The 19849-nt window shown below is 67.8% G+C and carries 16 protein-coding genes; 9 read left to right on the top strand and 7 right to left on the bottom strand.

Translation table 11 applies throughout. The features are described from left to right. Positions 1–32: 32 nt before the first annotated feature. Positions 33–1661, bottom strand: coding sequence for a hypothetical protein (locus HZF05_RS12260; RefSeq protein ID WP_181638859.1), 1629 nt, complete (start codon positions 1659–1661; stop codon positions 33–35). 271 nt (positions 1662–1932) lie between these two features. On the opposite strand from HZF05_RS12260, the gene HZF05_RS12255 reads away from it, so the two are divergent. The 7 genes from HZF05_RS12255 to astD all read left to right on the top strand — a co-directional run bounded on the left by HZF05_RS12255 (position 1933) and on the right by astD (position 11246). Further along, positions 1933–2631: a pirin family protein gene (locus HZF05_RS12255; protein ID WP_160366648.1), complete on the top strand. Its 699-nt coding sequence runs from the start codon at positions 1933–1935 to the stop codon at positions 2629–2631. 231 nt (positions 2632–2862) lie between these two features. Beyond that, positions 2863–3786 (top strand): pirin family protein, encoded by a 924-nt coding sequence (locus HZF05_RS12250; protein WP_160366647.1) that lies wholly within the window; start codon positions 2863–2865, stop codon positions 3784–3786. Between the two features lie 193 nt (positions 3787–3979). Then, positions 3980–4414 (top strand): hypothetical protein, encoded by a 435-nt coding sequence (locus tag HZF05_RS12245; protein WP_160366646.1) that lies wholly within the window; start codon positions 3980–3982, stop codon positions 4412–4414. A 95-nt stretch (positions 4415–4509) separates the two neighbouring features. After that, positions 4510–6768, top strand: coding sequence for a TonB-dependent receptor (locus HZF05_RS12240; protein ID WP_160366645.1), 2259 nt, complete (start codon positions 4510–4512; stop codon positions 6766–6768). Between the two features lie 275 nt (positions 6769–7043). Next, positions 7044–7418 (top strand): hypothetical protein, encoded by a 375-nt coding sequence (locus HZF05_RS12235; protein WP_246331953.1) that lies wholly within the window; start codon positions 7044–7046, stop codon positions 7416–7418. Positions 7419–7487: 69 nt separating this feature from the next. Continuing rightward, on the top strand, positions 7488–9683 hold the full coding sequence (locus HZF05_RS12230) for a TonB-dependent receptor (protein WP_160366643.1): 2196 nt from the start codon (positions 7488–7490) through the stop codon (positions 9681–9683). Positions 9684–9827: 144 nt separating this feature from the next. After that, complete coding sequence (astD, locus tag HZF05_RS12225) at positions 9828–11246, top strand: succinylglutamate-semialdehyde dehydrogenase (protein WP_160366642.1); 1419 nt, start codon at positions 9828–9830, stop codon at positions 11244–11246. Here astD and HZF05_RS12220 read toward each other — a convergent pair. Beyond that, a complete protein-coding gene (locus tag HZF05_RS12220) occupies positions 11233–12120 on the bottom strand; it encodes a LysR family transcriptional regulator (RefSeq protein ID WP_160366641.1) in 888 nt (295 codons plus the stop codon). The two genes, astD and HZF05_RS12220, sit on opposite strands and share 14 nt — an antisense overlap. A gap of 110 nt (positions 12121–12230) precedes the next feature. Between HZF05_RS12220 and HZF05_RS12215 the strand changes: the two genes are divergently transcribed. After that, a complete protein-coding gene (locus tag HZF05_RS12215; RefSeq protein ID WP_160366640.1) occupies positions 12231–13223 on the top strand; it encodes an aldo/keto reductase in 993 nt (330 codons plus the stop codon). Between the two features lie 33 nt (positions 13224–13256). Here HZF05_RS12215 and HZF05_RS12210 read toward each other — a convergent pair whose 3' ends face one another. Both HZF05_RS12210 and HZF05_RS12205 read right to left on the bottom strand, forming a co-directional pair. Further along, positions 13257–13724 (bottom strand): dihydrofolate reductase, encoded by a 468-nt coding sequence (locus HZF05_RS12210; protein ID WP_160366639.1) that lies wholly within the window; start codon positions 13722–13724, stop codon positions 13257–13259. Between the two features lie 112 nt (positions 13725–13836). Further along, entirely contained in the window at positions 13837–14631 is a 795-nt protein-coding gene (locus tag HZF05_RS12205; protein ID WP_160366638.1) for a thymidylate synthase, read from the bottom strand. Positions 14632–14740: 109 nt separating this feature from the next. Here HZF05_RS12205 and HZF05_RS12200 point away from each other — a divergent pair, with 109 nt between their 5' ends. After that, positions 14741–15121, top strand: a complete 381-nt coding sequence (locus HZF05_RS12200; RefSeq protein ID WP_160366637.1) for a JAB domain-containing protein — start codon at positions 14741–14743, stop codon at positions 15119–15121. Positions 15122–15262: 141 nt separating this feature from the next. Here the strand turns inward: HZF05_RS12200 and HZF05_RS12195 are convergent, their stop codons facing one another. The 3 genes from HZF05_RS12195 to HZF05_RS12185 all read right to left on the bottom strand — a co-directional run bounded on the left by HZF05_RS12195 (position 15263) and on the right by HZF05_RS12185 (position 19724). Beyond that, positions 15263–15997 (bottom strand): class I SAM-dependent methyltransferase, encoded by a 735-nt coding sequence (locus tag HZF05_RS12195; protein ID WP_160366636.1) that lies wholly within the window; start codon positions 15995–15997, stop codon positions 15263–15265. Then, the gene (prfB, locus tag HZF05_RS12190; protein WP_160366635.1) at positions 15994–17121 is read right to left on the bottom strand and encodes a peptide chain release factor 2; all 1128 of its coding nucleotides are present in this window, start codon (positions 17119–17121) and stop codon (positions 15994–15996) included. The genes HZF05_RS12195 and prfB overlap by 4 nt, the downstream gene beginning before the upstream one ends. Before the next feature lie 116 nt (positions 17122–17237). Continuing rightward, a complete protein-coding gene (locus tag HZF05_RS12185; protein ID WP_160366634.1) occupies positions 17238–19724 on the bottom strand; it encodes a penicillin-binding protein 1A in 2487 nt (828 codons plus the stop codon). Positions 19725–19849 lie beyond the last annotated feature (125 nt).

The raw sequence follows: 19849 nt of genomic DNA, 5'->3' as shown, positions 1-19849 counted from the left end.
TTCAAGCATGACGGCAAGGCCGTCGCCACCGATCATTCGTGGCGATGCGGCCCTTCGGCATGCTGGCCCTCAGCGTGCTGGGGGGCGGCGGCATGCATCGCCGGTTCGGGCCGGGCACGCTCCGCCTGCATGCGCTCGGCCGCCTGGGCATGCGCCGCCTCGGCGTGGGCGGCGGCCGCCTGCTGGGTCTGTGCGCGCTGGGCGGCAGCGGCTTGCTGATGCTCGGCCAAGGCCTGCTGGCGCTCCTGCGCGCGTTGGGAAGCCGCGGCGGCCGCCTGCTGGTGTGCCTCGGCCCGCTGCTGCGACGCTGCGGCCGCCTGTTCGTGAGCCTGCTGGGCCTGTACATGTTGCTGCGCCTGAGCCTGAGCCGCCTCGCGATGCTGCTGCGCGGCCGCCTGTACCTGAACCTGGTGGGACGCGGCCGCGTCGTGCGCACGCTGCGCGGCGGCAGCCTGTTGACGATCGGCCGAGGCCCGCTGGGCGGCGAAGCGCTGATCCTGATCGCGCTGCTGGCTGGCCTGGCGATCGTGCGCCGCCTGTGCCGCCTGCTGCTGCTGGCGCTGCGCGGCCGCCTCACGGTCATGCTGCTGCTGGGCATCCTGACGCTGCTGTGCCTGATGCTGGTCGGCCTGCTGCTGCATCTGGCGATCGTGCATCTGCTGCTGGGCCTGATGCTGCTGCGCCTGGGCTCGCTGCATCTGGGCCTGCTGCGCCTGGGCCTGCTCCATCTGGGCCTGCCGGTCGCGCTGCTGCTGCGCCTGCTGTTGGCCCTGCTGCTGCGCGACCTGCTGGTCATGCCGCATCTGGGCCGCACGCTGGTCGTCGCCGGTGAGGCCCTGACGCCCCGGCAGCGGTGGCGGCGGGGTACGGAAACCCTGCTGCTGCCAGCGGTCGAAGCGCTGGGTCTCGGCCTGCCGCTGCTGGCGGTCCTGCGCCCAATGTTGCTGTTCCTGCGCCTCGTGCGACTGGTGATAGGCCTGCCAGTCCGTCTGCTGCGCCCGATTGGCGGACCATTGCGCCCGTGCGGCCGAGATCGCGGCGCTCCGCGCCGCCCAGTTGGCGGCGACCACGCCGCGATGCTCGCGCTCGCGCGACAGCCGGTTCAGATAGGCGGCGCGCGCATAATAGCGCGAGGCGTAATCGCGGCGATCGCCATAGTCGCCCGGCGGCAGCAGCGCGCCGCGATCGTCATAGACGGCCACCAGCTGGTCGCCCGAATAACCGTAGCTGTACTGAGGATCGCGCACGAGATAGGGCGTGTCCGCACCCGGCTCGTAATAATAATAGCGATATCCGCCATCGACCGGCTCGGCATATTGCAGGTCGCCGTCGTCGGTCTGCCAAGCCCAGGGCGAGACGTCGCCGTCGTCATAGGCGTAATCCGGCGGCGCGTCGCCGATCGCGTTCATCACGCCGTCGGCGCGATCGAGATAGGCATAGCTCTCCGCCCGCTGCGCGGTCTGCGCCACCCGGATCGGCGCGGCGGCGGGCAGGGCCTGCGCCGACGGAGCCGGCGCGATCGGCGTCGCGTCGCCCTGTTGCAGCGGCACCGCCGCCGGCAACGCGGGCAGCGCGCCGTTCGCATCGGCCGTCTGGTTGTTCGCGGTGCCTGACTGGTTGCAGCCGGCGAGCGCCAGAGCCATCGCGGTGGCTGCCAGCATGCCTGCTCGATTGAGTGTCCTCGACATGGTCCCTCTCCATTCAACCGCTCGTGCACGATCATGGGCGAGCTGCCCTGAACATGCGCTGGAGCGATCGTTCAGGCGGGGTAAACGCGCCGAAACCGTTTCGGGCGCATCAATATCTTTCTAAAATCTCGAAAAGTCCGCGGCACTTTATCCCGGTTCTCGGGACAGGCCCAAGCCGCCATATAGGGTGGCAAGACGAGGCGGCGCACTGGGGCGCCGCTCTCCTGCAACGAAAGGATGCCCGATGATCGAGCTCCGTCCCTTTGCCAGCCTGGGTGGCGAAAACCATGGCTGGCTCGATGCCAAGCACCATTTCTCCTTCGCCGGCTATCACGATGCGGGCCGCATGAACTGGGGGAATATCCGCGTCTGGAACGACGACGTGATCGCGCCCAAGTCCGGCTTCCCGCCGCACCCGCACCGCGACATGGAGATCATTACCTACGTCCGCACCGGCGCGATCACCCACAAGGACAGCCTGGGCAATACCGGCCGCACCGAGGCGGGCGACGTGCAGGTGATGTCGGCGGGCACCGGCATCACGCATGCCGAATACAATCTGGAGGATGTCGCGACGACGCTCTTCCAGATCTGGATCCTACCGACCCGCGGCGGCGAGAAGCCGAGCTGGGGTGCCCGCCCCTTTCCGAAGGGCGAGCGCGCCGGCAGGTTCGTAACCTTGGCCTCGGGTTTAGCGAATGACGACGAGGCGCTGCCGATCCGCACCGACGCGCGGGTGGTCGGCGCCACGCTGAAGGCAGGCGAGACGGCCGAATATCCGCTGGGCAAGGAGCGGCGCGCCTATCTGGTGCCTGCCACCGGCGCGGTGGAGATCGACGGCGTGCGGGTCAACGCCCGCGACGGCGCCGCGATCAGCGAGCTGGATACTCTCACGGTGACGGCGATCGAGGACAGTGAACTCGTCCTTGTCGACGCCGCCTGATCAAGACACGGAAGCGGTTCCTTCCCCCTCGCCGCTTCCGCAAGGCCGCCGGGGCTCTCCTCTCCCCGGCTCCGGCGGCCGCTTTTCGTTAACGGTCCGATCCGGAACTCCGTTGCGTCGGGCAAGGTCGAGACAGGTGCCCCAAACGCCATCGCCTGCCGCATGTCCCTCGACTTCGCTCGCGACGAACGGAGGAGGTTCGACTATTCTGAAGACAGAAAGGATTCCTCGATGACGCTTCGCCCGCATGACTTAGACGGCATCGACATGGTGATCCTGCCGCCCACCCGCGATCTGGGAGACGGCTTCAAGGTGCGCCGCGCCTTGCCGTCCGCGCATCGCCGCATGGTCGGCCCCTTCATCTTCTTCGATCAGATGGGCCCGGTTGCCTTCAAGGGCGGCGAGGGGCTGGACGTGCGCCCGCACCCGCATATCGGCCTCGCCACCGTCACCTACCTGCTCGACGGCGAGATCATGCACCGCGATTCGGTCGGATCGGTGCAGGCGATCCGGCCGGGCGAGGTGAACTGGATGACGGCGGGCTCCGGCATCGTCCATTCCGAGCGCTCGCCGCAGGCGCTGCGCGCCGGCGGCCCCAGCCTCTACGGCCTGCAGACCTGGGTGGCGCTGCCCAGGGCGCATGAGGAGACGGCGCCCTCCTTCTCCCACCACAAGGCCGACGAAATCCCTTCCGCGCAAGCGGACGGCGTGACGCTGACGCTGATCGCCGGCACATCGGACGGGCTGCGCTCGCCGGTGAAAACCTTCTCGGACATGGTCTATGCCGACATCCAGCTGGCGCTCGGCGCCCGCTACCAGGTGAAGGCCGAGCATATCGAACGCGCGATCTACGTCATCGAGGGCCGGCTCGCGGTCGAGGGCCAGACCGGCGGGTTCGTGTCCCACGAGCTGGTGGTGCTCAAGCCCGGCGCCGAGATCGTGCTGCGCGCCGACGGCGGCCCGGCGCGGCTCATGCTGGCCGGCGGCGAGCCTTTCCCGGAAGGGCGGCAGATCTACTGGAACTTCGTCTCCAGCGACGCCGAGCGGATCGAGCAGGCCAAGAGCGACTGGCGCGGGCAACGCTTCGCCCCGGTGCCCGACGAGCACGAATTCATTCCGCTGCCGGAGGAACCGAAGCCGGTCCGCTATCCGTGAGGCTGCCCCCTCCCTGAAAGGCAGGGGATAGGAGTGGATCTTGGGTCACGATACCGCCATCACGCGCGGTGACCCGAAAGTCGCGCGCACCTCCACCCACCCCCGGCCCCTCTCTTCCAGGGAGGGGGGATGGCGGCGATAATGGCGCATGGATCGCGCTCTTCACGATACCCTCCTCGCCATCGCCGACACGATGCGCGACGCCCGCGATTCTTGGTGGATCATCGCCAGCGCCGCCGCCGCGTTGCATGGTGCCGACATTCCCGTCGCCGACGTCGATCTGCTCGCCAGCCGGCGCGATGCCGAGGCACTCCTCACCCGACTCGGCCTCACCGGTACCTCTCAACCTTCCGACCGCTTCCGCTCCGATTTGTTCGCGCGCTGGACCGGCCTCCCGCTCCCCATCGACATCATGGCCGGATTCCACGTGCTTGGCCCGGATGACTGGCGGGAACTCCGCCCGGTCACGCGCATCGCAATCCCCCTCGGCGATGTCACCTTCCCCGTCCCGTCTATCCCCGAACTGATCTACCAATGCCGCCTCTTCGCCCGCCCCAAGGACGTCGCGCGTGCGGCAATCCTGCAACGGTTTGGACACGAAGCGGACATGCGACCACGCATCGCTTGAGAGGGAAAGTCACGAATGTTACCGGCGCGCGACTCTTCAAAGACGAGAGCAAAGCGCCGACGGGAGAGGATGCCGCGGCCACTTTGGGGGTATTCATGAACTCGACCACTGTCCGCACGACCGTTTCGCGCGCGCTGCTTTGCGGCGCCTCCGTTTTCGCCGCCGCATCCGTTCATGCGCAGGAAGGGCCGACCTCGCAGGTCGCCGCCGCGCAGCCCGGCGAGATCGTCGTCACCGCCACACGCCGCGCCGAATCGGCGAAGAACGTGCCGGTCGCCGTCACCGCGATCAGCGGCGAGAAACTGGCCGTGCTGAACTCTTCCGGCCTCGACATCCGTTTCCTCTCCTCGCGCACGCCGAGCCTCCAAATCGAGAGCTCGTTCGGCCGCACCCAGCCGCGCTTCTACATCCGCGGACTCGGCAACACCGATTTCGATCCGAACGCGCAGCAGCCCGTCTCGGTCGTGATCGACGACGTCGCCGTGGAAAGCGCCTTCCTCAAGGCCTTCCCGGTGTTCGATCTCTCCAACGTCGAGGTGCTGCGCGGGCCGCAGGGCACCCTGTTCGGCCGCAACACCCCGGCTGGCGTGGTCAAGCTCGATCCGCAGACTCCGACCGACACGTTCGGCGGCTATGTCAGCGGAAGCTGGGCGACCTACAACACCGTCAACGCCGAGGGCGCCGTGGGCGGCCCGATCGGCGATGGCCTTTCCTTCCGCGCCTCGGGCCTGCTTCAGCGCCGCGACGGCTGGGTGACCAACGACGCCACCAACGGCTTCGCGCCCAAGCATCTGGAAGGCTATCGCGATCTCGCCGGCCGCTTCCAGCTCGCCTACACCAGCGGCGACTTCCACGCCCGCGTCGACGTCCACGCCCGCGATCTGGACGGCGAGCCCCGCCTGTTCCGCGCCGGCCTGTTCGAGCCCGGCAGCAACCATTTCAACACCGGCTTCGACAAGGATCACGTCTCGCAGGACGGGATCAGCACGCAGAAGGAAACCCAGTGGGGCACCAACCTCCACCTAGACTATCACTTCGACGGGCTGGGCACGCTCTATTCGGTGACCGGCTATGAGAGCGCGCACGTCAAGTCGATCGGCGACATCGACGGCGGCAACGCCTATCCCTTTCCGACCGGCAACGGCAATCCGATCGTCGCGCCGCCAGCGCTCAACGCCGGCGGCTTTCCGGACAATACCGGCGACATCGTCAACCCGCACGAATTCAGCCAGGAGCTGCGCTTCGCCTCGGATGAGTTCGGCGGCTTCCGCGTGCAGGGCGGCGCCTATTACTTCCACCAGAAGCTGAATTATCAGGAACTGGATTTCGACACGGCCGGCACGCAGGATGGCGACGTCTTCCACAAGGACACGAACCAGAATTACGGCATCTTCGCCTCGGGCGAATACAAGGCGACGGACAAGCTGACGCTGCGCGCAGGCGTGCGGTACAGCCACGACAAGAAGCGCGACTTCGTCGATGGCGATACGCCCGGCATCACCGGCGGCCTGCTGCTCCCGCTCGTCACCCGCGCCAAGGGCTCGGACGTGACCTGGGACGGCAGCGCGACCTATGCGATGACCCGGACGGTCAACCTCTACGCCCGCGTCGCCACCGGCTATCAAGGCCCGGCGATCCAGGATCGCGTAACCTTCGGATCGGTGCCGAACGTCGCCAAGAAGCAGACCACCATCTCGGCCGAGGGCGGCCTGAAGATGGAAAGCCTCGATCACAAGCTGCACTTCGACATCGACGGCTACTGGTGGCGGACCAACAACCTGCAGGCGACGCAGGTTGGCGGCGCGACCAACTCGGCGACCCTGCTCAACATCGATCAGGCGGTTGGCTACGGCATCGAGGCGCAGCTCGACGTGCGGCCCCTCGACCATCTCGATCTGACCGCGGGCGGCAGCTGGAACTACACCCAGATCCGCGATCCGGGGCTCGCCATCGGTTTCTGCGGCGCGGCCTGCACCGTGCTCGATCCGATCGTCAACGGGCGCGCGGTGATCGACGGCAATCCGCTTCCGCAGGCGCCGCGTTATGTGTTCAACGTGACGGCGCGCTATGGCGTGCCGCTCGCCAATGGCGGCGAGATCTACGCCTATACCGATTGGGCCTATCGCAGCCGGATCAACTACTTCCTTTACGACGCCGCCGAGTTCCGCGGGCGATCGCTCACCGAGGGCGGCCTGAAGATCGGCTACAAGGCACCGCAGCATTGGGAGGTCGCGGCGTTCGCGCGCAACATCACCAACCAGCTGCGCTCAATCAGTGCGATCGACTTCAACAACCTGACCGGCATGATCAACGAACCGCGCATCATCGGCGGCGAGTTCCGCGTCACCTTCTGATCGGTAGAGCCCCCTCCCTGCAAGGGAGGGGGGCTGGGGATGGGTGGAGTCGCGTGCGACGCCCACGCCAATCTGCTTGATTGCCGTATCGCGGCCCAGGACCCGCCCTTGACCCCTCCCTCCCAGGGAGGGGAATAAATCCGTTCGCCCGTCGGTCTCCGGGCCATGCAGCGCGCAACCGCCATCGCACCAAAGTCCGCTTGCCCTCGCGCGCCGCGCGGCGCAAAGCCGGCCCCGTGATCGAGGCGATGCGCACCGGGTCGAGGGGCCATCGGATGCTCGTGCTGGCGGTGCTCGCCTGCGCGATGGCGCTGCGCATCCTCGTGCCGGAAGGCTGGATGCCCGTCTCCGACACGCAAGGCTTCCATATCACGATGTGCTCGGGCTCCGGCCCGATGGACATGCCGATGGCGATGCCGGGCATGACCATGAAGCACGGCAAGGCCGATCACGGCCCGCAGCCGATGCAGGACCATCCCTGCACCTTCGCGCACCTCGGCCTCGCCTTCGCGGAACCGCTGCTGCCTGTGCTGGATCTGCCGCCAGCGCAGGAGGCCGAGGCGCCGGCCGCAAGACCCTTCGCCGTCACGATCGGTCGCGGTCTCGCAGCACCGCCACCCCCCTCGACCGGACCACCTCCGCTCGCCTGAACCGCCATCTGCGCGCCGCCTCCGCTGACGGGAGCGTGGCCGCGCATGCTTTCAGACAAGGGGATTTTTATGACCAGCCGCCACCGGCTGCGCGCGCCTTTGCTTGCCGCCGCAGCCCTTTCGACACCTGCCTTCGCCGCCGGCGACGCGCCGCCCGGCGACATCCTCGTCACCGCGCAGAAACAGCAGGAGAGCATCGAGAACGCGCCCGTCACCCGCGCCACCATCGACGCGAAGACGATCGGGGCCACCGTCAACGCCGTGAACGTCGAGGATACGGTGAAGTACCTGCCCAGCCTGATCGTGCGGAAGCGCCACATCGGCGACACGCAGGCGCCGCTCGCCACGCGCACGTCCGGGCTCGGCGCCTCGGCGCGCAGCCTGATCTATGCGGATGGCGTTCTGCTCTCCTCGCTGATCGGCAACAACAACACCTTGGCGAGCCCACGCTGGAGCCTCGTCTCCCCACAGGAGATCGCGCGGATCGACGTGCTCTACGGGCCTTTCTCGGCGGCCTATCCGGGCAATTCGATCGGCGCGGTGGTCAACATCACCACCCGCCTGCCGGACAAACTGGAAGCAACCGCGACGGCGGGCACCAGCGTGCAGCGCTTCGGCCAGTACGGCACGAAGGACACGCTGCCGAGCTATCAGTACGGTGCGACGATCGGCGACCGCTTCGGCCCGCTCGCCGTGTTCGTCAGCGTCGATCACGTCACCAGCCACGGCCAGCCGCTCACCTACGTGACCGCCAACAAGTCCGGCGCCTGCCCGTCGGGCGCCTTCGATGCGCTCAACAAGAATGCGATGCCGATCTGCGTGCTGGGCGCGAGCGGCCTCGAGACCCAGCGGCAGGACCATATCAAGCTCAAAGCCGCGCTCGACGTGACGCCGGTCATCCGCCTCACCTATGTTGGCGGGCTGTTCCTCAACCAGACGCACGCCCATGCCGAGACCTATCTGGCGGACGGTGCCTACACCTCCGGCTTCTCCAGCGGCATCTACGACACCGATCAGCGCCATTGGTCCCACTCCCTCTCCGCGACGGGAGCGAGCGGCAGGCTCGACTGGCAGGTGATCGGCACGCTCTACGATTTCGCGCGGGACCGGCAGGCGGTGCCGACCGGGCTGCTGCCGGCGGCGAGCAGCGGCGAACCGGGCAACGTCACCCGGCTCGACGGCACGGGCTGGAGGACGCTCGACGCCAAGGCCGTCTGGCGCCCAATCGCAGCGCACGCGATCAGCTTCGGCGCGCATGGCGACTGGTTCCGCCTCGACAGCAACCGCTATGCGACGACCGAATGGCTGGGCGGCGATCAGGGTGCGCTCAACCTGCAATCGAAGGGCCGCACCCGCACCGCCGCCATCTGGGCGCAGGATGCGTGGACGCTGTTGCCGCATCTCACGTTGACGGCGGGCGGGCGTTACGAATGGTGGAAGGCCTATGACGGACGGAACTTCTCGCTCTCGCCCTTCAAGTCCGTCGACCAGCCGGAGCTGTCCGCGAACAGATTTTCCCCCAAGGCCTCGTTGGCATGGGCGCCTTATCGCGACTGGACGATCCGCGCCTCCTTCGGCGAGGCGTGGCGCTTCCCAACGGTGGGCGAACTCTACCAGCTCGTCGTCACGCCGCCCGTGGCCGCCATTCCCGACCCGAACCTCAAGCCTGAGCGCGCATTGTCCGAGGAACTGGCGATCGAGCGCCACGACGCGCACGGGTCGATCCGCCTGTCGCTGTTCAACGAGGTGGTGAAGGACGCGCTGATCTCGCAGACCGGCACGCTGAACGGCGCGGCCGCCACCTTCGTGCAGAACGTGCCGCGTACCCGCGCGCGGGGCATCGAACTCGCGGTGAACCGCACCGACCTGCTGCCGCGCGTCGATCTTTCGGGGAGCGTCACCTATGCCGATGCCGAGACGCGGAGCGACCCGGCGCTGCCGGCGGCGGAGGGCAAGCTGCTGCCCTCGGTGCCGCGCTGGAAGGCGACGCTGGTCGGCACCTGGCGGCCGACCGACGCGATCTCGCTCACCGCTGCGGGTCGCTATTCGAGCCGCAACTACGGCGCGCTCGACAATAGCGACGTGGTCGGCAACACCTATGGCGGTTTCTACAAATATCTCGTCGTGGACCTACGCGCGCAGGTGAAGGCCGGCGAGCACATGACCTTCGCGGTGGGCGTCGACAACGTCAACAACGACAAATATTTCCTCTTCCATCCCTTCCCCCAGCGGACCGTCTTCGCCCAGGCGGAGTGGCAATTGTAGGATCGTCATTGCGAGCGAAGCGAAGCAATCCAGAGCCGCAAACGCCGCGTCGATGGATTGCTTCGTCGCTACGCTCCTCGCAATGACGAGAACGGGTCGGACGAGGGGGTGTCGCTCCCGAAACAAACGTCCTACATCCCGCGCATGACCACGTTCACCTCTACCAATCCCGCCACCGGCGAGACCCTCTGGACTGGCGAGGCGGCCGGGCCGGAGCAGGTCTCCGCCGCCCTCGCCGTCGCACGCACGGCGTTCGAAAGCTGGTCCGTCATCCCACTCGATGACCGCATCGCCTTCGTCCGCGCCTACAAGGCGGCGCTGGAAGCCAATGCCGACGCGCTCGCCCGCGCCATCTCGCAGGAAACCGGCAAGCCCGCATGGGAGGGCAAGCAGGAGGCCGCCACCATGGTCGCCAAGATCGAGACGTCGATCAAGGCACAGGCCGAGCGCGCGGGGACACGCGAACAGGGCATGGCGTTCGGCCGCGCGATCCTGCGCCACCGCCCGCACGGCGTGATGGCGGTGCTGGGGCCGTACAATTTCCCCGGACACCTGCCCAACGGCCACATCGTCCCGGCGCTGCTGGCGGGCGACACGGTGGTGTTCAAGCCCTCCGAGGAGACGCCCTGGGTCGGCGAGCTGATGGCGCAATGCTGGGCCGAGGCGGGGTTGCCGGAAGGCGTGTTCCAGGTGCTGCAGGGCGGACGCGACACCGGCGCGGCGCTGCTGGACGGGCATATCGACGGGCTGCTGTTTACCGGATCGGCAGGCGCGGGCGCGCATTTCCGGCGGGTGTTCGTGGATCGGCCCGAGGTGATCCTCGCGCTCGAACTCGGCGGCAACAACCCGCTGATCGCGTGGGACGGCGAGACGCAAGCGATCGCCTCGATCGCGGTGCAGTCGGCCTTCATCACCAGCGGTCAGCGCTGCTCCTGCGCGCGGCGGCTGATCGTGCCGGAGGGCGCGGCCGGCGACGCGATTGTCGAGGCCGTCGCCGCCATGGCGGACCGCCTCACCATCGGCGCATGGGACGAAAATCCGGAGCCGACCTTCGGCCCGCTGATCTCGGCAACCGCCGCCGCCAACGCACACAAGGCCGTCGCCGCGCTGATCGACAAGGGTGCGAAGGTAATCCGCCCGTTCGAGCGCATCGAGGGCCGATCGGAAGCGTTTGTCACCCCCACCATCCTCGACGTGACCGGCCTTGACGTGCCCGATGTCGAGATCTTCGCGCCGGTGCTGCAGGCGACCCGCGTCCCCGACTTCGCCGCGGCGATCAAGGCGGCCAACGACACCGCGTTCGGCCTCTCCGGCGGCCTGATCTCGGCCGACGAGACGCTGTGGCGCCGCTATGCCGACCGCGCGCGCGCTGGCGTGCTCAACTGGAACCGGCCGACGACTGGCGCTGCCGGCACCATGCCGTTCGGCGGCCTCGGCGCCTCCGGTAATCACAGGCCGAGCGCCTATTATGCCGCCGATTACTGCGCCTATCCGGTCGCCAGTTTCGAGGCGGGCGAGGTCGCCGACCTGTCGGGCGACATCAAGGGGCTCAAGCCCGCTTGATGAAATCCACGAAGGCGCGCAGCGGCGCGGGCATGAGGCGGCGGCTGGGATAGTATAGGAAGGGGCCGGAGAATCGCTGCCACCAGTCGGGCAGCACCGGCTCAAGGCTTCCCTCGGCGAACGAGGGTGCGAGCAGCCCCTCGAAGGCGAAGATCAGGCCGATGCCGGCGATCGCCACGTCCAGCTCGATCGCGGCGTCGGTGCCGATGAACGGGCCGTCGGGCGTCACCCGCACGATCTCGCCGTCGCACTCGAACTCCCAGGTGTTGATCGTGACCCCGCTGGCGAAGCGATGGCGGATGCAGGCGTGGTGGAGGATGTCGCGCGGATGCTCGGGCCGCCCGCGCGCATCGAGATAGGCCGGCGCTGCCCCGCAGGCGAAGCGCTCGATGCGCGGGCCGATCGGTACCGCGATCATGTCCTGCTCCAACCTTTCCTCATAGCGGATGCCGGCATCGAACCCGGCGGCCAGCACGTCGATGAAACGATCCTCGCTCGAAAGCTCCAGCGTGATGCCGGGATGGGCTGCGAGGAAGGCGGGCACGATCCGCGGCAGGATCAGCCGCGTCACCCCGATCGGCGCGTTGAGCCGCAGCGTGCCGGTCGGGCTGTCGCGATAGTCGTTGACCATGTCGAGCGCGGCGCCGACCTCGCCCAGCGCCGGCACCAGCCGTTCGAGCAGCCGCCCGCCCGCTTCGGTGGCCGTGACGCTGCGGGTGGTGCGGTTGAGCAGGCGGACGCCAAGCCTTTCCTCCAACCTCCGCACTGCGTCGGAGAGGCTGGAGGCCGGCACGCCCCGCAATTTACCCGCACCGCGAAAGCTGCGCGCTTCGGCGACGGCGACGAAGGCATCGAGATCGCCCAATTCGGTCATGGCACCTCGATCATTGTCCGTTCATCCGTACAACCCGTGCGATATCTGCCGGATTATCGAACGCCGCGCCAGCGCGCATATCGGCGCCACCCCATTTCAAGGAGGCAATCATGAAGCTCCACCAACTCGGCAAGACCGGCCCCAAGGTGTCGGCAATCGGGCTCGGCTGCATGGGCATGTCCGGCTCCTACGGCGCGTCCGACCGCAGCCAGGCGATCGATGCCATCCACCAGGCGCTCGACGCCGGCATCACCCTGCTCGACACCGGCGATTTCTACGGCATGGGCCATAACGAGCGGCTGCTCGCCGAGGCGCTGAAGGATCGCCCGCGCGACAGCTATCAGCTCAGCGTCAAGTTCGGCGCGCTGCGCGGGCCGGACGGCAGCTGGCTCGGCTTCGACGGGCGGCCGGAGGCGGTGAAGAGCTCGCTCGCCTACACGCTCGACCGGCTGGGCACCGATCATGTCGACGTCTATCGCCCCGGCCGGCTCGATCCCAATGTGCCGATCGAGGAGACGGTCGGCGCGATCAAGGAGATGATCGAGGCGGGTTACGTCCGCTACGTCGGCCTCTCCGAAGTCGGATCCGAGACGATCCGTCGTGCCGCCGCCGTGCATCCGGTCGCCGATCTGCAGATCGAATATTCGGTGATCACGCGCGGGATCGAGGACGACATCCTCGCCACCTGCCGCGAATTGGGCATCGCGATCACCGCCTACGGCGTGCTCTCGCGCGGGCTGCTCTCGGGCTATTACGGTAAGGAGCCTTCGAAGCAGGGCGATTTCCGCAGCCACTCGCCCCGCTTTCAGGAGGGCAATGTCGAGGCGAACCTCGCGCTGGTCGAGAAGCTGCGCACGATCGCCGACGCCAAGGGCGCGACCGTCGCGCAGATCGCCATCGCCTGGGTGCTGTCGCGGGGCGACGACATCGTGCCGGTCATCGGCGCGCGCCGGCCGGATCACGTGACGGGCGCGCTGGGCTCGCTCGACCTGAAGCTGGATCGCACCGATCTGGATACGATCGAGCAGGCGGTGCCGAAGGGCGCGGCGCAGGGCGATCGCTATCCTACGCCTCTCATGGCGTCGCTCGACAGCGAGCGCTGACGGGACGGCCCTCTCCCCTCGCCGGGGAGAGGGCTAGTCGCGCACCAAGGTAACGAAATCGAAATCCGGGCCGCCAAGTTCGCGCCTTGCGACCCGCCAGCCCTGCCCGAGCGGCGGCAGCTTCGTGTCGCCATCCGGCGAGCGATGCACCTCGGTCAGCTCGATCCGGTGCGCATGCGGCATGAATAGGCGGTAGATCTCCGCCCCGCCGATCACCGCGATCTCCCGGGCCTCGCCGGCCAGCACGATCGCGCCCTCGACATCGTGCGCTACTTCCGCGCCGGGCTTCGACCAGCCCGCATCGCGCGTCAGCACGATATGCCGGCGGCCGACCAGCAGGTTCGGAAAACCCTCGAAGGTCTTGCGGCCCATCACCATCGGCTTGCCCATGGTCATCGCCTTGAAGCGCTTGAGGTCTTCCGGCAGCCGCCACGGCAGCGCGCCGTCCTTGCCGATCACGCCGTTGTCGGCGCGTGCGACGTAGAAAACGATTTCGGGCATCAACGCATTTTTCCGTTCGTCCCGAGCGGAGTCGACGGACGCGAGGCGGACGTTGCGCTTGTGGCGCGTGTCTCGACTTCGCTCGACACGAACGGAGGCCGGGCGGGAATGGTCACACCGCGACCGCGCCCTTGATGTGCGGATGCGCCTCGTATCCTTCGATCGCGAAATCCTCGGGCTCGTAGCCGTCGATCGAGTCGGCCTTGCGCAGGATCCTGAGCGTTGGCAGCGGCTTGGGATCGCGCGTCAGCTGGAGGCGTGCCTGCTCCAGATGGTTGGAATAGAGGTGGCAGTCGCCGCCGGTCCACACGAAGGTGCCGGGCTCGAGATCGCATTGCTGGGCGAGGATATGGACCAGCAGCGCATAGCTCGCGATATTGAACGGCACGCCGAGGAACACGTCGGCCGAGCGCTGGTAGAGTTGCAGGTCGAGCCGGCCATTCGCCACCCGCGTCTGGAACAGGCAGTGGCACGGCGCCAGCGCCATCTGCGGCAGGTCGGCTGGGTTCCAGGCGGAGACGATCTGGCGGCGCGAGGCGGGCTTCTCGCGGATCTCCTTCACCAGCGCGGCGATCTGGTCGATCGCGATGCCGTCGGGCGTCTCCCAGCGGCGCCATTGCTTGCCGTAGACCGGGCCGAGTTCGCCGTCGGACGCGGCCCATTCGTCCCAGATGCTGACCTTGCGCTCCTGCAGCCACTTCACGTTGGTGTCGCCGCGCAGGAACCACAGCAATTCGACGATGATCGATCGCAGATGGAGCTTCTTGGTCGTCACCAGCGGGAAACCCTGTGAAAGGTCGAAACGCATTTGATGCCCAAATACGCTCATGGTACCGACGCCAGTTCGGTCACGCTGCTCGACACCTTCGTCGAGGATGCGGTTCATCAGTTCGAGATATGCTTTCACGGTGCGTAGCTATGGACGAGGCGGGGGCGGAGGCCAAGCCGGGCGGATCACTCCATTGTGGACAAGTCCCGCTTTGCCGTCCGCCCGGGCGCGCTGCACTCGTCGGGCGATGGAAGGCCAGCGCGTCGACAGCCCCGCCGATGCTTTTGCCCTGTTCGGCGATCTCGCCGGGCATGGGCGCGAGCGGCTGTGGTCGGCCTGCGTGGACGAGAGCGGCGCGGTGCTGGCGATGCGGCGGAACGGCGCGGGGAGCGCCTGCGCGGCGGCGATGCCGGTCGCCGCGATGCTGCGCCAAGCGCTGGCCTGCCGCGCCTGGGGGCTGATCGTCGCGCACAACCATCCCGCGGGCGATTGCGCGCCGAGCCCGCAGGACATCCGCGCGACCCGCCGGCTGGCGGACGGCGCGCAGGCGCTGGGGCTGCACCTGCTCGATCATGTCGTGGTTACCGGGGATCGCTGGGTCAGCTTCCGGCTGATGGGGCTGCTGTAAATACCTTCCTCCCCGAGCTTGCTGGGGGAGGGAGAGCATCCGCAGGATGGTGGAGGGGGCATGCGCCGCGCCTGCCCTTCCACCACCGGCCTGCGGCCGGCGGTCCCCTTCCCCAAGACAAGCTTGGGGAGGAATTGGGAGTTACAACCCCTTGCCGTCCGCGTCGCACGGGTGGATGGCCTGGGGCAGCGGGCGCTCGCCCTTCGCCACGAACACCGCCATGTAGCCGCCCGCCGAGGGCATCTCGCGCTGCTTCACGCGCTCGAAACCCACCGCCGCCAGCTCGCACTGCAGCAGCCTCGGCGGGGTTCCATGGCGGAAGGTCGGGCGATCGGCGTCGACCACGACCAGTTCGCCATCATCCTTCAGCGCAGGGCGCACGTTCCAGAGGAATTCGTAGGGCTGCTCGACCTCATGGTACATGTGCACCATCAGCACGCGATCGAAGCTGTTCGGCGGCAGGCGCGGATTGGCGGGATCGCCGAGCCGGACGCTGACATTGTCGAGCCGCTCCCGGTTGACGCGCTCGGCCAGCTGGTCGCGCACTTCCGGCACGATATCCTCGGCAAGCACGCGGCCCTTGTCGCCGACGCGCGCCGCCAAGCGAACGGTGTAATAGCCCTCGCCCGCGCCGATATCGGCCACCGTCATGCCGGGCTGGATCCCGGCCTTGTCCATCACCGCGCGCGCCTCGTCGAGCTTGTCGCGCGCGGCCTCGGTCGAATAGGCGGTCTCGACGATGCTCGCGACGGGGCGGGCGGCGAGCGGGAAACCGTCCTTGTTACGTTTGAAGGCGGGAGCGACGGGCGTATCGCCGCCCTTCCCGCAGGCGGCGAGCGGGAGCGTGACTAGAACGAGCGCCAGCGCTCGCCTCAATCGACATCCTCCACGTCGGCCGTCTCGCCGGTGACGCGCTGCGAGAGCGCGGCCGCCATGAACGGATCGAGCGCGCCGTCCAGCACCTCGTCGGGCGCGGTCGAGGTCACGCCGGTGCGCAGATCCTTCACCATCTGGTACGGCTGGAGGACGTAGGACCGGATCTGGTGGCCCCAGCCGATATCGGTCTTGGTGGCGTTCTCGGCGTTGGCCTTGGCCTCGCGGATCTGCAGCTCGCGCTCGTAGAGCTTGGCGCGCAGGCGCTTGAAGGCGGTCTCGCGATTCTTGTGCTGCGATCGGTCGTCCTGGCTCTGCACCACGATGTTGGTGGGCAGGTGGACGATGCGGACGGCCGAATCGGTCCGGTTGACGTGCTGGCCGCCGGCGCCCGACGCGCGATACGTGTCGATGCGCAGGTCCTTGTCCTCGATCTGGATGTCGATGTCGTCGTCGACCTCCGGATAGACCCACACCGACGAGAAGCTGGTATGGCGGCGCGCGGCGCTGTCATAGGGCGAGATGCGGACGAGGCGGTGGACGCCGCTCTCGGTCTTGGCCCAGCCGAACGCATTCTCGCCCTTCACCAGCAGGGTGGCGGACTTGATGCCGGCCTGCTCGCCGTCGTGGAAGTCGATCAGCTCGACCTTGAGGCCCCGCCGCTCGGCCCAGCGCGTGTACATGCGCTGGAGCATGCCGGCCCAGTCCTGGCTCTCGGTGCCGCCCGCACCCGCGTTGATCTCGATGAAGGCGTTGTTGCCGTCCGCCTCGCCGGCCAGCAGCGCCTTGATCTTGTCGATCTCGGAGCGGGCCGCGAGCGCCCCAAGGCTCTCGACCGCCTCGTCCTCGATGGCGGTATCGCCCTCCATCTCGGCGAGCTCGATCAGCTCGATCGTGCCGTCGCGATCCTTCTCGATCGTCTTCACCGCGTTGATCGATTCGTCGAGCCGGCGCCGCTCGGACATGATCGCCTGTGCCTGCTTGGGATCGTTCCACAGCGACGGATCCTCGACGCGCGCGTTCAGCTCGTCGAGCCGGCGCAGCGCGCGGTCCCAGTCGATGAACCGGCGGACGAGCGCCATCGCGGCGTTGATCTTCTCGACATGGGCTTGCGCTTCGGCGCGCATCGTATCTTCCTTCGTCTCAACAACCCGCCATTGGGGCATTTGGCGTGTCGAGCGAAGTCGAGACACGTGCAATGCGGGTAACCTCGCCCGCTTCGGGGCATTCCATAGCGGGCGATTTAGTAGATGCCGCCCTGCTGTTGCAAGAAGTCCGAGTCCGTCGCCTTCGGTTGCGTCTTGGGCGCATCCTTGATCGCGGTCTCGCGCTTGATCGTGCGGCGCGGCTCGGTCTCGGGCTTGAAGGCCTCCCAGATGATCGGCGAGAGCGGGTCGTCGCTCGGCCAGCCGCCATAGACGCGCCGGCCCGACGATCGATCGATACGGACCATGCGGATGCCCGGCGCCAGCGGGAAGGGCTTGACCGGATCGTCCTTCATCGTCGCCAGCGCGAATTGCTTGAAGATCGGCGCGGCGATCGTGCCGCCCTGCGCATAGCCGCCGAGCGAGCGCGGCCGATCGTAGCCGAGATACACGCCGCCGACGAGATCGGCCGATCCGCCGACGAACCACACGTTGGTGGGCCCCGACGTGGTGCCGGTCTTGCCGAACAGCGGGCGGCCGAGATCGCGCAGCACGGTGGCGGTGCCGCGCTGGACGACACCTTCCATCATGTGGACGATCTGGGTGGCGGTGGTGGCATCAATCGCCTGGTGGCCGCGCACAGGCGGGCGGGGCATCGGCTTGCCGTCCCAGTCGGGCATGTTGCAGCCGTCGCACGGGCGGGTGTCGGCGCGGTAGATCACCTTGCCGTGGCGATCCTGCACATAGTCGATCAGGGTCGGCGGCATCTGGCGGCCGAGATTGTCGAGCGCCGAATAGGCGTTGACCATCTTGAGCACGGTGGTGTCGCCCGCACCCAGCGCGAAGGCGAGCTGGTTGGGGTAGTCGCCGACGCCGAGGTTGTGCGCGTTCTTGGTGACCTTATCCATGCCGATCTGGCTGGCGATGCGCACCGTCATCAGGTTGCGCGACTGTTCGAGGCCCCAGCGCATCGTCTTCGGCCCGGCATAGCCGCCCGAGAAATTCTTGAAGCATTTGGTACCGAGCCGCGCCGTCTGGAACACGCAGAACGGCCCGTCGACCACGATCGAGGCCGGGGTCATGCCGTTGTCGAGCGCGGCCGAATAGACGATCGGCTTGAAGGTGGAGCCCGGCTGGCGTAGCGCCTGCGTAGCGCGGTTGAAGCTGGCGCCACGGAAATCCCAGCCGCCCTGCATGGCGAGGACCTGGCCGGTGTGCGGGTTCTCGATCACCATGCCGCCCGAGATCGACGGGATCGCGCGCAGCGCCCAGTCGGCGCCATCCTTCTTGACGACGATCAGGTCGCCGGGCTGTAGGAAGTTGAAAGCGGCGGTGGCGGTGCCGGTGCGCGGCGTGGAGGCGGCGTAGGAGGGCATCTCGCCCTTGCTGCCGTCCTCGAAGCCCAGTTCGGCGACGCCGCCAGACTTGGACAGCACGACTGCCTTCTTCCAGTCGTCGTATCCGGGGCCGACGGGCGCCGCGATCAGCCGGCCCTGCCAGCCGTCGCCCACCTCGATATGGCCCGACGGGCCGGACCAGCCATGGCCGCTCGCGTAGCGCATCAGGCCGTCGCGCAGCGCCTGCGCCGCCGCCGCCTGCTTGGTCGCGTCGAACGAGGTGCGCACCCACAGGCCGCCGCCATAGACCGAATTGGGGCTGTCCGTATCGCTCTCGCCCCATTTCTGGATCAGCTCGCGGCGGACCTCCTCGGCGAAATAGCCGGGTGGCATGTCCTGCTTGATCGGCTGGCGCTCGATCGTGCCGAGCGGCGTCTGGTCGGCTGCAGCGCGCTGGGCCTCGGTGATGTAGCCGTTCTTCGCCAACTCGCGCAGCACGTAGGAGCGGCGATCGAGCGCGCGCTGCATGTCGTGCTCGGGCGTGTAGTTGCTGGGTGCCTTGGGCAGGATCGCGAGATAGGCCATTTCCGGCAGCGTCAGGTCCTTGACGTCCTTGCCGAAATAGCTCTGCGCCGCCGCCTCCACGCCATAGGCGTTCCGGCCGAGGAAGATCTGGTTGAGGTAGATCTCCATGATCTGCTGCTTGGAGAGCGTCTGCTCGATGCGGATCGCCAGGATCGCCTCGCGCACCTTGCGCTTCACCGAATATTCGTTGCCGGTCAGCAGGTTCTTGGCGACCTGCTGGGTGATGGTCGATCCACCCCGCGCGCGATCGCCGGTGCCGGCCTTGCGGACGTAATCGACCACCGCTCCGGCGAGGCCGCCGAAATCGACGCCATGGTGGGTGAAGAAGTTCTTGTCCTCGGCGGACACGAAGGAATCGACGAGCAAGGGCGGAAATTCGTTGTAGGCGAGCTCGATCCGCCGCTCGCGCGCGAAGGTGAAGATCGGGGCGCCATCGATGCCGCGCAGGTTGGTGGGCAGCGGCGGCTCGTAGGCCAGCAGCTTGTCCGTCGAGGGCAGATCGCGCGCGAAGATCAGCCAGATGGCGAGGATGGCGACGAGGCCGATCGCGACAAGCCCGCCGAACGCCTTGGTCCACCGCGAACGGAGGACACGCCGCCAGCGCGGATCGCCCTCCCGCCTGATCGTCGCCCTGCCGCCGCCGCTATCCGCCTGATCGTCCATCGGGCACGGGGTCTAGTGGGGAAAGCGGGGATTGGGAAGCGGCGGTGCGGTGGGGTGATTCCTCTTCAGTCGCCCGCATCCGTTCGCACTGCGCGCAGTCGAAGTGCAGCCACCGTTGATGCCTG

The sequence above is a fragment of the Sphingomonas chungangi genome, from assembly GCF_013778325.1.
GTDB classification, from domain to species: domain Bacteria; phylum Pseudomonadota; class Alphaproteobacteria; order Sphingomonadales; family Sphingomonadaceae; genus Solisphingomonas; species Solisphingomonas chungangi.
Note: the sequence above shows the minus strand (reverse complement) of the source record. Positions and strands in the feature narration are given on the sequence as shown.

What these genes read in the sequence shown, in the direction of transcription:
- HZF05_RS12260 (WP_181638859.1), bottom strand. Translation starts at nt 1,661, where the DNA reads ATGCTGGCAGCCACCGCGATGGCTCTGGCGCTCGCCGGCTGCAACCAG.
- HZF05_RS12250 (WP_160366647.1), top strand. Translation starts at nt 2,863, where the DNA reads ATGACGCTTCGCCCGCATGACTTAGACGGCATCGACATGGTGATCCTG.
- HZF05_RS12215 (WP_160366640.1), top strand. Translation starts at nt 12,231, where the DNA reads ATGAAGCTCCACCAACTCGGCAAGACCGGCCCCAAGGTGTCGGCAATC.
- HZF05_RS12210 (WP_160366639.1), bottom strand. Translation starts at nt 13,724, where the DNA reads ATGCCCGAAATCGTTTTCTACGTCGCACGCGCCGACAACGGCGTGATC.
- astD (WP_160366642.1), top strand. Translation starts at nt 9,828, where the DNA reads ATGACCACGTTCACCTCTACCAATCCCGCCACCGGCGAGACCCTCTGG.
- prfB (WP_160366635.1), bottom strand. Translation starts at nt 17,121, where the DNA reads ATGCGCGCCGAAGCGCAAGCCCATGTCGAGAAGATCAACGCCGCGATG.
- HZF05_RS12235 (WP_246331953.1), top strand. Translation starts at nt 7,044, where the DNA reads ATGCTCGTGCTGGCGGTGCTCGCCTGCGCGATGGCGCTGCGCATCCTC.
- HZF05_RS12185 (WP_160366634.1), bottom strand. Translation starts at nt 19,724, where the DNA reads ATGGACGATCAGGCGGATAGCGGCGGCGGCAGGGCGACGATCAGGCGG.
- HZF05_RS12255 (WP_160366648.1), top strand. Translation starts at nt 1,933, where the DNA reads ATGATCGAGCTCCGTCCCTTTGCCAGCCTGGGTGGCGAAAACCATGGC.
- HZF05_RS12240 (WP_160366645.1), top strand. Translation starts at nt 4,510, where the DNA reads ATGAACTCGACCACTGTCCGCACGACCGTTTCGCGCGCGCTGCTTTGC.
- HZF05_RS12230 (WP_160366643.1), top strand. Translation starts at nt 7,488, where the DNA reads ATGACCAGCCGCCACCGGCTGCGCGCGCCTTTGCTTGCCGCCGCAGCC.
- HZF05_RS12200 (WP_160366637.1), top strand. Translation starts at nt 14,741, where the DNA reads ATGGAAGGCCAGCGCGTCGACAGCCCCGCCGATGCTTTTGCCCTGTTC.
- HZF05_RS12245 (WP_160366646.1), top strand. Translation starts at nt 3,980, where the DNA reads ATGCGCGACGCCCGCGATTCTTGGTGGATCATCGCCAGCGCCGCCGCC.
- HZF05_RS12220 (WP_160366641.1), bottom strand. Translation starts at nt 12,120, where the DNA reads ATGACCGAATTGGGCGATCTCGATGCCTTCGTCGCCGTCGCCGAAGCG.